General features: G+C 60.6%; 10 protein-coding genes and 1 tRNA gene. 5 read left to right on the top strand and 6 right to left on the bottom strand.

Annotated elements, in window-relative coordinates; all coding sequences use genetic code 11:
* Positions 1-49: 49 nt before the first annotated feature.
* The 6 genes from DXT88_RS18610 to gloB form a co-directional block, all read right to left on the bottom strand.
* Positions 50-1048: a LacI family DNA-binding transcriptional regulator gene (locus tag DXT88_RS18610; RefSeq protein ID WP_265215535.1), complete on the bottom strand. Its 999-nt coding sequence runs from the start codon at positions 1046-1048 to the stop codon at positions 50-52.
* Positions 1049-1094: 46 nt separating this feature from the next.
* Positions 1095-2069, bottom strand: coding sequence for an ABC transporter permease (locus DXT88_RS18605; RefSeq protein ID WP_265215534.1), 975 nt, complete (start codon positions 2067-2069; stop codon positions 1095-1097).
* Positions 2070-2107: 38 nt separating this feature from the next.
* On the bottom strand, positions 2108-3676 hold the full coding sequence (locus DXT88_RS18600) for a sugar ABC transporter ATP-binding protein (RefSeq protein WP_265215533.1): 1569 nt from the start codon (positions 3674-3676) through the stop codon (positions 2108-2110).
* 99 nt (positions 3677-3775) lie between these two features.
* The gene (locus DXT88_RS18595; protein ID WP_265215532.1) at positions 3776-4738 is read right to left on the bottom strand and encodes a sugar ABC transporter substrate-binding protein; all 963 of its coding nucleotides are present in this window, start codon (positions 4736-4738) and stop codon (positions 3776-3778) included.
* Between the two features lie 336 nt (positions 4739-5074).
* On the bottom strand, positions 5075-6595 hold the full coding sequence (locus DXT88_RS18590; RefSeq protein ID WP_265215531.1) for a transglycosylase SLT domain-containing protein: 1521 nt from the start codon (positions 6593-6595) through the stop codon (positions 5075-5077).
* A 353-nt stretch (positions 6596-6948) separates the two neighbouring features.
* Positions 6949-7731, bottom strand: coding sequence for a hydroxyacylglutathione hydrolase (gene gloB / locus DXT88_RS18585; protein ID WP_265215530.1), 783 nt, complete (start codon positions 7729-7731; stop codon positions 6949-6951).
* 82 nt (positions 7732-7813) lie between these two features.
* Between gloB and DXT88_RS18580 the strand changes: the two genes are divergently transcribed.
* The 5 genes from DXT88_RS18580 to DXT88_RS18560 all read left to right on the top strand — a co-directional run bounded on the left by DXT88_RS18580 (position 7814) and on the right by DXT88_RS18560 (position 11909).
* Complete coding sequence (locus DXT88_RS18580; RefSeq protein WP_016833274.1) at positions 7814-8605, top strand: class I SAM-dependent methyltransferase; 792 nt, start codon at positions 7814-7816, stop codon at positions 8603-8605.
* A gap of 83 nt (positions 8606-8688) precedes the next feature.
* The gene (gene rnhA, locus DXT88_RS18575) at positions 8689-9138 is read left to right on the top strand and encodes a ribonuclease HI (protein WP_016833275.1); all 450 of its coding nucleotides are present in this window, start codon (positions 8689-8691) and stop codon (positions 9136-9138) included.
* Between the two features lie 26 nt (positions 9139-9164).
* On the top strand, positions 9165-9887 hold the full coding sequence (gene dnaQ / locus DXT88_RS18570) for a DNA polymerase III subunit epsilon (RefSeq protein ID WP_265215529.1): 723 nt from the start codon (positions 9165-9167) through the stop codon (positions 9885-9887).
* Positions 9888-10009: 122 nt separating this feature from the next.
* Positions 10010-10084, top strand: a tRNA-Val gene (locus DXT88_RS18565).
* 229 nt (positions 10085-10313) lie between these two features.
* Positions 10314-11909, top strand: a complete 1596-nt coding sequence (locus DXT88_RS18560; RefSeq protein ID WP_265215528.1) for a Fic family protein — start codon at positions 10314-10316, stop codon at positions 11907-11909.
* Positions 11910-12003 lie beyond the last annotated feature (94 nt).

The raw sequence follows: 12003 nt of genomic DNA, 5'->3' as shown, positions 1-12003 counted from the left end.
GTTTCCGGGCGTTGATGAATTGAGATGTCGAATGGATATCGTCACGTGATCATGTTGGCGCGCGCACGGTCGAGCCGCGCACATGCAATTGCGGCGTGATGGTCTTGCGTTGCACCGGACGCGTCGGATCGGCGATGCGTTCGAGCAGGCATTGCGCGGTCAGTTGTCCCAGCGTGCGCGTGTTTTGCGACACGCTGGTCAGCGGAGGATGCACGAAACTGGCCAGGTCGATGTCATCGAAACCGATTACCGACAAGGCGTCCGGCACGTCGATGCCGCGCTCGGCGGCGGCGCGCAGGGCGCCGATCGCCATCAGGTCGTTGCAACAGAAAATGGCGTCAGGCGGCTCTGCGACGGAGAGTAACGCGCGCGCTGCGGCATAACCGCCGGCGCTGGTGAAGTCGGCGTAAGCCAGCAACCCCGGCGCGATGGCGACACCGGCGGTTTGCAGTTTGCGGCGCAAACTGGCAATCCGTTCGGCGGAAATATCCAGGCTCTCCGGGCCGCCGATGCAGGCGATGCGGCGGCGTCCCAGGGCGAGCAAATGCTCTGCCGCCAGCACTCCGCCGGCAGCGTTGTCGACCGCCACCAGGTCGATCGCCATGTCTTTCGGCGCACGGTCGAGCAGCACGGTCGGCACCTTCATCTTGCGCAGCAGTTCGCCGTCGGTCTGCGCCAGCGTCGCCACGATCAGGCCGTCGCAGCGCTTGGTCAGCAACACGTTGAGATAGTCGCGCTGCTTGGCCGGATCATCGTCGGAATTGCACAGGATCACACTGTAGCCGGCTTGATAGCAGCTGTCTTCAATGCCGCGCGCCACTTCCGAAAAGTACGGATTGGTGTTGTTCGGGATGATCAGGCCGATACTGCCGGTGGCATTGCTGCGCAGCGAGCGCGCCAGCGCGCTGGGCACATAGGCCAGCGCCTCGACTGCAACCAGCACGCGGTCGCGCGCCTCGGCGCTGACCGGGCGGGTCTTGTTCAGCACGTGCGACACGGTGGTGTACGAAACACCGGCGTGGCGCGCTACGTCCTTGATGGTTGCCATGTTTTTCTTGTCGCTGAATGTGGGTTGATCAGTGCTTTCAATGCTCTCAATGTGTGTTGCGTTCGCCGCGGCGGCGATAGGTATCGAGCACGACGGCGGCGACGATCACCAGGCCGGTGATGATGCGCTTCATCGGTTCGGATACGCCGATCTGCGCCAGACCGGCTTCCAGCACCGAGATGATCAGCACGCCGATGAAGGTGCTGATGACCGAACCGCGCCCACCCATCAGGCTGGTCCCGCCGATCACGACGGCCGCGATCACCTGCAGCTCCATGCCGACGCCGCCGTTGGGATCGGCCGCCTCCAGGCGCGATACCTGAAACAGCGCGCCGACGCCGGCCAGCAGGCCCATCAGCGCAAACACCAGAATCTTGCTCGGCCGTGGATTGATGCCGGCCAGGCGTACCGCTTCTTCATTGGTGCCGATGCCGATCCAGTGGCGTCCGAGCACGGTGCGCGTCAGCACCAGATGGCCGATGACGACGACTGCAATCGACGCGATGAAGGCCGGCGACAGGCCGAGGAAAATCGGCGAGCTGATGCCGTCGACCGCGCTGCCGATGTATTCGGTGCGTGAATTGGTGACTTGATAGGCCATGCCGCGCGCCATTTCCAGCACGCCCAGCGAGACGATGAAGGAGGGGATGCGCCAGCCTACCGAAATCAGTCCGGTCAGCATGCCGCACAGGCTCGCCACCAGAATGCCGAGCAGGCCGGCGGCAAACAGCGGCCAGCCCCAGCGCACCATCGCCATCGACAGGATCGATGCCGCCAGCGCCATCACCGAGCCCACCGACAGATCGATGCCGCCGACAATCAGCACGAAGGTCATGCCGACAGCCATCACCACCAGCGTCGGGATGTCGTTGGAGAGCGTGCTGAAGGTTGCCAGCGTGAAGAAGTTTTCACTCAGGAAGGAGAACAGCACGCACATCGCGAGCAGGGCGCCGATCAGGCCGAGGTAGTTCTTGACGGCGGACAGGCCGTAGACGGAAAAGGTGCGGTTGGGATGGGTCATGATCTTTGTCTGTTTTGCTTGTGTAGTTGTCGTCACGGTCAGGCCGCCTGAGTCGCTGTAGGTGTAGCCGTAGCGGTAGCGGTAGCGGTAGCGGGCGAGTTCATGTAGCCGCTGAACGCCGATGCAAGGATCGCCTCCTGGCTCCATTGGCCGCGTTCGAAAGTATCGACCAGCTTGCCCGCGCTCATCACGGCGATGCGGTCGCAGATCAGCATCAGTTCGCGCAGGTCGCTGGAGACGATCAGCAGGCCCTTGCCCTGGCGCGACAGATCGGCCAGCAGCTTGTAGATGTCGAACTTGGCGCCGATGTCGATGCCGCGCGTCGGCTCGTCGAACAGCATGATCGGGCAGTCGCGGTAGAGCCAGCGCGCGATCACGACTTTCTGCTGGTTGCCGCCGGACAGTTCGCCCGCTGCCTGCGCGCCGTCGCGCGAGCGGATGCGCAGGCGCTTGATGTAGTCGGCGGCGACCGCGCTTTCGGCGTCGCCGTCAAGCAGGCCCATCTTGCTGACATCGCCGAGCTTGGCCAGCGTGGCGTTGACGGCGATCGACTGCGGCAGCAGCAGGCCCTGGCTCTTGCGGTCTTCGGTGATCATGGCGATGCCCGAAGCGATGGCGTGTTTGGGCGAACGGATGTCGGCGGCTTGGGTCTGATCGCCGATGAAGACTTCACCCTGATCGGCGCGGTCGGCGCCGAAGATCAGGCGCAGCAACTCGGTGCGACCGGAACCGATCAATCCGGCGATGCCGAGGATTTCACCGGCGCGCAAGTCGAACGAGGCCGGCGCCACGACGGCGCCGCGGCCCAGATTGCGCACGCGCAGCAGCGGCGCGCCGATGTCGCGGTGGCCGAGATCGAGTTCCGCTTCCGCCGCACGGCCGACCATCAGCTGCACCAGTGCATCGCTGCTGTAGCCGCCGATGGCGTCGTCGCAGACCAGCTTGCCGTCGCGCAGCACGGCGATGCGGTCGGCGACCTGTTTCAGTTCTTCCAGGCGGTGCGAAATGTAGATGATCGCCACGCCTTCCGATTGCAGCCGCGCGATCTGCGCAAACAGCAATTCCACTTCGCGGCTGGTCAGCATGGCGGTCGGTTCGTCCAGCACCAGCAGGCGGCAGCTGCCGATCAGGTTGCGCGCGATCTCCACCATTTGCTGATGACCGACGCCGAGGTCGCCGACCGGCGTCCAGGGATCGATGTCGGTCAGGCCGACCGCCGCCATTTGCGCCTGCGCCAGTGCCGCCAGTTTCGGCTTGTCGATCCAGCCGAAGCGTTGCGGCAACTGATTCAGGAACAGGTTTTCGGCGATGCTCAGCGTCGGGATCAGGTTCAGTTCCTGCATCACCATGCGAATGCCGAGCTGTTCGGCCTCGGTGCGCGAGCGCGGCTGGTAAGGCTGGCCGTCGAGCTGCATGGCGCCCGTGGTGGATTGCACCAGGCCGCAGACGATTTTCGACAGCGTGCTTTTGCCGGCGCCGTTCTCGCCGGTCAGCGCCAGGATCTGGCCGGGACGGAGTTCCAGCGAAACCTCGCTGAGCACCGGTTCGACGTAAGTCTTGCCGATACCGCTGAGCGACAGCAAAGCCGGGGATGATGGATTGGACATGCAGTCTCCACCGTGAAGGTGTGGTTCAGAAATTCGGTGTTGCAGGAAGGGCGGAACGCACGTGCGTCCCGCCCGGTGCTTCATTTGGTTTTCTACGGCTTATTTGCTGTCCTTGGTCACCAGCTGGACCTTGGTTTCAACCGCGCCGCTCAGGCTGCTTTGCTTCTTCTTGTCAGCCAGCGCCTTCAGCACGGTTTCGATGCCGAACACGGCTTGCTGCGAAGCGAACTGGTCGGCGGTCGCCAACACGCGGCCGTCCTTGAGCATCGGCTTGATGGCGTTGATGTTGTCGTAGCCGACCACCAGCACCTTGCCGGCCTTGCCTGCCGCCTTGACCGCGGCGACTGCGCCCAGCGCCATGTTGTCGTTGCCGGCCAGGATCGCCTTGATGTCAGGATTGGCGTTCAGCATTGAGGCGGCAACCTTGTTGCCCGGATCGATTTCCCATTGGCCCGATTGTACCGACACCACCTTGGCGCCGGCTGCGCTCATCGCATCCTGGAAGCCCAGCGTGCGTTGCTGCGCATTGAAGGTGGTCGAGACGCCTTCGATGATCGCAACCTTGTCGCCGCTCTTGATCTGCTTGGCCAGGAAGTCGCCGACCAACTTGGCGCCCTTGCGGTTGTCCGGACCGACGAACGGCACGGTGATGCCCTTTTCCTTCAGTGCGGCATCGTCGAACTTGTTGTCGATGTTGACCACGATGATGCCGGCGTCGATGGCCTTCTTGATGACCGGCACCAGCGCCTTGGAGTCGGCCGGTGCGATCACCAGGCCGCTGACCTTCGAGACGATCATCTGTTCGACGATCTTGATCTGGTTGGCGGTGTCCTGCTCGTCCTTGATGCCGTTGGCGATCAGGTCGTATTGCGCGGCGTGGGCTTTCTGGTGCTCCTTGGCGCCGTTTTCCATGGTCAGGAAGAACTCATTGGCCAGCGACTTCATCACCAGCGCGACCTTTGGCTTGGCGGCAGTTTGGGCTTGCGCCAGCACGGGCAGGGCCGGCAGGGCGCAGGCGAGGACGGCGGCGGCAATCAGCTTGAGGCGGATACGTTTATTCATGATGTCTCCAGGTTCCAGATATTCGGGTGAGCAGCAATTCGTATGGATCGGCATGCTGTTATTGGTGTTTTGCTTTTGTGCGCAAACGTTTGCGCGACTGAATCATAGCACCGGATTTACGGAAAATGAAGGCGCACGGCGTGAGGATTCATGCGGCGGCGCGGCAGGCGCCGCGCCGTCTTGTTGGCATATGCACAAGAAAAACAGGGGGTGTATTGGAGCGTGCCGGGCAATGACGCTGTGAAATTCGTCGTTTTGCAGTGCGGGGAAAGTCCGCCAAATAGAAAAGGGCCGGGAATGCATCCCGGCCCTTTGTCGACTCCGAACCTGTCGATATCAGCGGCGGCGGTTGCCGCTTTCCGATGCCAGCGTGATCGGCGCCGCTCCCTTGCGGGCCGGTGCGGCACGGGTGTTCTTGGCCACCACGGCAGGCGCCTTGCGGATCGGCTTGGCCGGCGCATGGATTACCTGGCGTACCCGCACCGGTGCGGCGGCAGGCGTCTGGTAAGGCACTTGCAATTGCAGGCTCTGACCGTTGGCCAGGGTATCGTGGCGCAGGCTGTTCCATTGCTTGATCTGGACCACGCTCACGCGGTAGCGGCCGGCGATCGACGCCAGCGTGTCGCGCTTGCCGGCCTTCACGTAGATGCGCTTGAAGTCGGGTACGTCCGGCGCCACGGCCAGGCGGGCGCTGTTGGCCATTTCCGGCGTGATGTCGGCTTCCATCGAGGTTTCGGTCTTCGGTACCAGGATCATGGAGCCGGCTTTCAGGACCATCTTCGGCGGGATCTGGTTGACGCTGCGGATCACGTCCGGCGTGGTGCCGAAGCGGCTGGCGATGGTTTCGATGCGTTCCCGTGCGCTCGAGACGGTATGCGAGGTCCACGAGCTCAGGGCTTGCGTGAACTTCGATATGTTGGTCTTGAACTTCTCGGCATTGCTTTCCGGGAGCAGGATCTTGGTGTCGTCGCCGCCAATGATGACCGGGCGGTTGAACTGCGGGTTGAGCGCCTTGAATTCGTCGAGCGACAATTCGGCCAGTTGCGCCGCCACCTTCACGTCAATGTTGCGGGTCTTGCCGATGGTGACGAAGTAGGGCTGGTTGTCGACCTTGGGCAGCTCGATGCCGAATTCTCCCGGCACGGCGATGATGTTCTTGACGGCTTGCAGCTTCGGCACGTAGTTGCGCGTCTCGTTGGGCATCTGCGCCGACAGCGTGTTGAAATCGATCGGCAGGCCGGCGGCCAGGTTGCGGTTGACGGCGCGTTGCACCGAGCCTTCGCCCCAGTTATACGCGGCCAGCGCCAGTTGCCAGTCGCCGAACATGCCATAGAGTTTCTGGAGGTAAGTCAGCGCCGCATCGGTCGAGGCCAGCACGTCGCGGCGCTCGTCGGTGAACAGGTTCTGCTTCAGGTTGTAGTCGCGTCCGGTCGACGGGATGAACTGCCACATGCCGGCCGCTTTGGCGGTCGACAAGGCTTGCGGATTGAAGGCGGACTCGATGAACGGCAGCAGCGCCAGCTCCGTCGGCATGCCGCGCTTTTCGAGTTCCTGCACGACGTGGAACAGGTAGCGCGAGGCGCGCACGGTGGTGCGCTGGATATAGTCGGGACGCGAGCTGTACCACTGGGTCTGGTTGTCCACCAGCGGGTTTTCCAGATCCGGAATGCCGAAGCCCTTGCGAATGCGCGCCCAGATATCGATGTCTTCCATGCCCGGCAGCGCGGACGAAGGATCGTTCGGATTGATGGCGTTGAAGGCCGCGGGGTAAATCGAGATGTCGTTGGCGTGGGCCAGGAGGGGAGTACCGAGAGAGAAAAGCGTTGCGATCGCCAATTTCCTGAATGTTAGCTGCATGGGTACGTGATCCTGTGCCTGAGGCTGAAGAAACGATTAAATTCGCGTTTAACTTCGCGATTAAATTCGCGTTTGAATTCGCATTGCAAATTCACCGGTCGTCTCGGATGCACGGCACCTCCTGCCAGGAAGTATGTGTCCGAACGGAAGTCATGAAGCGTTTGGCGGTTCTGTTATTAAAAAACAACAAAAGCGCCCGTTTATCTAAAAACGGCTTGCAAGCCGATGGATTTGGAGACTAGACGGAGTGTACGTAAGCCCCTTTTCACTCGTCAAGTAAAAATTCACTTATGTTACAAAGCTTAAGCCCTTGATTCGTTTGGTATTTGTCCGAAAAAAGGCCTATTCACCTTCTATTTGTAGGTATTCTTCCATTCGCGCAGCGCGCCGAATGTTGCCGTCGGATCAACTTGTTTCCCTGAGGCAGGCAAACGGCCGGCTTCTTGCAAGCGGGCGATGACGGCGGTTTCCTTGTAGCGCAGGAAAGGATTGGTGGCGATTTCGAGCGCGATGGTGGAAGGCACCGTCGGCTCGTTGCGGGCGCGTTTAGCCTGTTCCGCATCGATGCGCGCGATTAGCGCCGCATTGCCCGGTTCGATTTCGCGGGCGAAGCGCAGGTTGGACAGGGTATATTCGTGGGCGCAGTAGACTTGGGTGTCGGCAGGCAGGGCGGTCAGCTTGTTGAGCGAGGTTACCATCTGCTGCGGCGTGCCTTCGAACAGGCGGCCGCAGCCGCCGGCAAACAGCGTGTCGCCGCAGAACAGCCAGCCCTGCCGTGCGGCGTAGTAGGCGATATGGCCCTTGGTGTGGCCGGGCACGTCGATCACCTTGAGGTCGAGACCGAGGGCGGCCAGGTGCACCAGGTCGTCTTCCCACAAGGGTTGGGTAATCGTCGGAATCGCTTCGCCAGCGGGGCCGTAGACCGGTACTTGTCCCTCTAGCAACAAGGTCGGAACGCCGCCGACATGGTCAGCATGATGATGAGTCAGTAGAATAGCGGCCAGCGTCAGGCCATGTGCTTCGAGCGCTGCCAGGACCGGAGCGGCATCGCCGGGATCGACGACCGCCGCATTGACGCCGTCATGAATCAACCACAGGTAATTATCGTCAAATGCTGGAACAGTCAGGACACTCAAGGATGTGGATGAAGCGGACAGTACAGACGATACGGACGAAGCTGCTGGCGGGATGGCTGACATGGCTGGGCGGGGGCGCGTGATGGCGGAAGTCGATACGGATTCGGGAAAAGCCATTATAGCCCTCGACGACTGGCTGCATACGCCGATGGGCAACTACGTCCGCGCCTGGGAGCAGAAGCACCTGGACGCGCTCACGGCCGATATCTTCGGATTCAACGCGGTGCAGATCGGCATGCCGCAGATCAACGCACTGCAGGCCAATCGCATGCCTTATCGCTGGCTCACCGACAATTGCCTGCCAATCGAGGCTTCGGCAGGCATGCAAGAGGGCCGCGAGATCCCGCTGGTGGTCGCGCATGATTTTTCCGAGCTGCCGTTCGCCACGCAAAGCCTCGACCTGGTGGTGCTGCCGCACGTGCTGGAGTTCAGCGCCGAGCCGCATCAGGTGCTGCGCGAAGTCGAGCGCGTGCTGATTCCCGAAGGCCAGGTCATCATCTGCGGGTTCAACCCGACCAGCCTGTGGGGCGCACGGCAAGCCGCCGGCCGGCTGACCGGCGCGCACTTCCTGCCGCAGGACGGCGAATTCATCCGCCTGCCGCGCCTGAAGGACTGGCTCAAGCTGCTCAACATGGAAGTCAATCGCGGCCATTTCGGCTGCTATGCGCCGCCGTGCGCCACCGACAAATGGCTGGACCGTTTCACCTTCATGGAAAAAGCCGGCGACCGCTGGTGGCCGTATTTCGGCGCGGTCTACATCGTGCAGGCGATCAAGCGCGTCAAGGGCATGCGCCTGATCGGCCCGGCCTGGAGCAAGCAAAAGGTCAAGGTGCCCAAGGGCATGCCCGCGACCAATCGCATCCATAAGGAATAGAATGCCGCCTTCCCGTAAAAAGCGGGGACATCATCAACGATCAACATCAACGACCAAGTAATCAGGCAATGACAGAAGCAAGCATGAACAAAGAAGAACTGGACCGTGTGGAAATTTACGCCGACGGCGCCTGCAAGGGCAATCCCGGCACCGGCGGCTGGGGCGCGCTGCTGATCGCGGGCGGCCGCGAGAAGGAATTGTGCGGCGGCGAACGCAACACCACCAACAACCGCATGGAGCTCAAGGCAGTCATCGAAGCGCTCGGCGCGTTGACTCGCCGCTGCGACGTCACCGTCTACACCGACAGCCAGTACGTGCAAAAAGGCATCAGCGAATGGATCCACGGCTGGAAGGCGCGCGGCTGGAAAACCGCTGCGCGTGAACCGGTCAAGAACGTCGACCTGTGGCAAGCGCTGGACGCCGCGCAGGCGCAGCACAAGATCGAATGGCGCTGGGTCAAGGGGCACGCCGGCCATCCCGGCAACGAGCGCGCCGACCAGCTCGCCAACCGCGGCGTTGACACCGTCCTCTGACCTCGGCACCAGCAAACGGAATCCCCATGCGACAAATCGTCCTCGACACCGAAACCACCGGCCTGAACCCCCGCACCGGCGACCGCGTCATTGAAATCGGCTGCGTTGAACTGCTCAACCGCCAGTTGACCGGCAACAACCTGCACTTCTACATCAACCCCGAGCGCGACTCCGAAGAAGGCGCGCTGGCGGTGCACGGACTGACCACCGAGTTCCTCAGCGACAAGCCCAAGTTCGCCGCCATCGTCGACGAATTCCGCGACTACGTGCGCGACGCCGAGATCATCATCCACAACGCGCCCTTCGACGTCGGCTTCCTCGACGCCGAATTCAAGCTGCTCGGCCTGCCGCCGTTCAAGGAACACGTCGACAACGTCATCGATTCGCTGCAAATGGCCAAGGAGCAGCATCCCGGCCGCCGCAACTCGCTCGACGCGCTGTGCGACCGCTACGGCATCTCCAACGCCCATCGCACCTTGCATGGCGGCTTGCTCGATGCTGCGCTGCTGGCCGAGGTGTACCTGGCCATGACGCGCGGCCAGAACAGCCTGACCATGGACCTGGCCGGCGGCGACGATGAAGACGGCGCCGTCAAACTCGAACTGGCGCCGCTGGCCGACGTCATCGTGGTCGCCGCCAGCGAAGCCGAACTGGGTTTGCACGAAACAGTCCTGAATACGCTCGACAAGGAAGTGCGCGGCACGTGCGTATGGCGCAAGGAAGCCGAGGCGGAAGCGCCGCCGGCGTAAATTGTTTGAGGAAAATGACGAGAAATGGCAAGGAATGACAAGCCGCTTGCCCGTGCCGTCAATTCTGTGTCATAATTCGGGCCGCTTCACACCAACCCTCGCGGTCGGTGGCGACAGCAAATGGAAGGTTAGCTCAGGGGTAGAGCACTGCATTCACACTGCAGGGGTCCGCAGTTCGAAACTGCGACTTTCCACCAGAATCGAAAAGCCAGCCTTGTGCTGGCTTTTGCCGTTTCTGGGCGGATAAATTCGAGATTTCGAATTTTCTGTTCTTCCGTGATCAGGGAACTTGCCCCCAAAATTGCCGCAGTTGATGGCAATATCATCAACTCTAGTCAGTATTTATAAGTTTTAATAGAAATTTCGTCATTTTTATAAGAAACTGAAGCCGAATAATTGAAATATCAGGCAAAAGGATTTTTTTATATGGCGACCTGGCTAGGTTACAGATGGCTGTCTGAACGATATGGCGTTACGCCTGTGCAGCCATTCCGGGTAGATAGCCAGTTGGCTAAATCGCGCACTACTGAACGTTCAAACGGATTCACTCACGAATTCTACACGCCGCAATTCAAGCCGGAAGATACTTTTGCCGGGCACATGACCTTCGCACTCAAGCGTGAGGGAGTCCACTTGGAATTTTTGGCGCGTCTGTTTCAAGTGCTGCCGCCGGCCGATCTCGATGCGTGGCTGGCAGACGAGCCGACGGGGCAGTATTCTCGCCGGACAGGCTTCCTGTACGAATGGTTGACGGGAAATCGACTGGAGTTCGGCGGCGTCGGCGTCGGCAACTACATCGACGCTTTGGACAGCAATTTGTACCTCACTGCTACCAATCCCGAAAATGTCCCCCGCTGGCGCGTCAGAAACAACATGCCCGGCACACGCGACTACTGCCCGATGGTGTACCGCACGGACGCTGTGCGAGCTGCGGAGATCTATGATTGCAATCAGCGCCTGCACGATCTGGAAGTCGAATATGGCGAAGATCTGATCATGCGCAGCGCTGTGTGGCTGACGGTCAAGGAAAGCCAGGCGAGTTTTGCGATCGAGCGCGAAGGAAACAGCATTGACAAGATCAAGCGCTTCGCTGCGGCAATGGAAAATCATTGCGGTCGCTATCCAAGCCCCCTGGATCCTGGTGCCATCAACGAGCTTCAGCGAGAGATCCTGGGGCCGGATGTCATTCGACAAGGCCTGTATGGGATGCGTAAATCGCCTGTATTCATCGGGGAAACGAACAGCAGCTTTCTACCCGTCGTGCACTACATTGCTCCGCACTGGGATGACACTACATCGATGCTTGGTGGCCTGCAGGCGTTTGCCGATCGCACCGCCGGCGGATCGCCGCTCGCGCGCGCGGCCGTGTTGTCGTTCGGCTTCGTCTATATCCATCCTATGCCAGACGGCAATGGGCGGATATCTCGCTTTCTGATCAATGACATCTTACGTCGCGACAAGGCTATTCCTGAGCCGTTTATTTTGCCGGTCTCGGCGACGATCATTAGTTCGACGCTGAATCGGCGCGGCTACGACCAGGTGTTAGAGGTGTTCTCAAAACCGTTCATGGCCCGGTATCGCGATCAATACCAGTTTGGCGACCACACCACCGCTGAGGATGGTAACCCGTATAACCTCTATTTCAGCGGCTACGCCGACGCGAATATGGCCTGGCGCTATCAAGATCTCACTGAGCATGTCGAGTATCTTGCTCATGTCGTTGAATTGACGTTGGAGCAGGAGATGCACAAGGAAGCGAGTTACTTGCGCAGCATGCGATCGGCACGAGAACAAATCAAGGAAATCATTGAGGGGCCGGATGCAGAGATCGATCGCATCATTCGCGCGATCAGCAATAACAACTACCAGGTTTCTAACAAACTACGCAAAGAATTTCCGCTGCTGGAGAAAGCTGAAATCGGCGACAAGCTTGCTTTAATCGTGCAGGAGGCGTTCGCGCCAGCGCCGCCTGCTGAGGAACTTGATACTGAAGACGACAGGCCATCGAATCGCCCTTCTTGACAACCCGCAGACTTCATCGAAGCAGCAAGATGGTCCTCCGGGACAGAGACGTGAGCCGGGGATTGCCGAAACTGTCTCTTTTTATTTTTTTTGA

Source organism: Herbaspirillum lusitanum, from assembly GCF_026127345.1.
Classification (GTDB): domain Bacteria; phylum Pseudomonadota; class Gammaproteobacteria; order Burkholderiales; family Burkholderiaceae_D; genus Herbaspirillum; species Herbaspirillum lusitanum.
The sequence above is the reverse complement of the archived record's forward strand: the minus strand, read 5'-3'. Positions and strand labels throughout refer to the sequence as shown.

Coding starts and splice junctions, on each gene's coding strand:
- DXT88_RS18610 (WP_265215535.1), bottom strand. CDS start 1,048: ATGGCAACCATCAAGGACGTAGCGCGCCACGCCGGTGTTTCGTACACC.
- DXT88_RS18605 (WP_265215534.1), bottom strand. CDS start 2,069: ATGACCCATCCCAACCGCACCTTTTCCGTCTACGGCCTGTCCGCCGTC.
- DXT88_RS18600 (WP_265215533.1), bottom strand. CDS start 3,676: ATGTCCAATCCATCATCCCCGGCTTTGCTGTCGCTCAGCGGTATCGGC.
- DXT88_RS18595 (WP_265215532.1), bottom strand. CDS start 4,738: ATGAATAAACGTATCCGCCTCAAGCTGATTGCCGCCGCCGTCCTCGCC.
- DXT88_RS18590 (WP_265215531.1), bottom strand. CDS start 6,595: ATGCAGCTAACATTCAGGAAATTGGCGATCGCAACGCTTTTCTCTCTC.
- DXT88_RS18580 (WP_016833274.1), top strand. CDS start 7,814: ATGGCGGAAGTCGATACGGATTCGGGAAAAGCCATTATAGCCCTCGAC.
- rnhA (WP_016833275.1), top strand. CDS start 8,689: ATGAACAAAGAAGAACTGGACCGTGTGGAAATTTACGCCGACGGCGCC.
- dnaQ (WP_265215529.1), top strand. CDS start 9,165: ATGCGACAAATCGTCCTCGACACCGAAACCACCGGCCTGAACCCCCGC.
- DXT88_RS18560 (WP_265215528.1), top strand. CDS start 10,314: ATGGCGACCTGGCTAGGTTACAGATGGCTGTCTGAACGATATGGCGTT.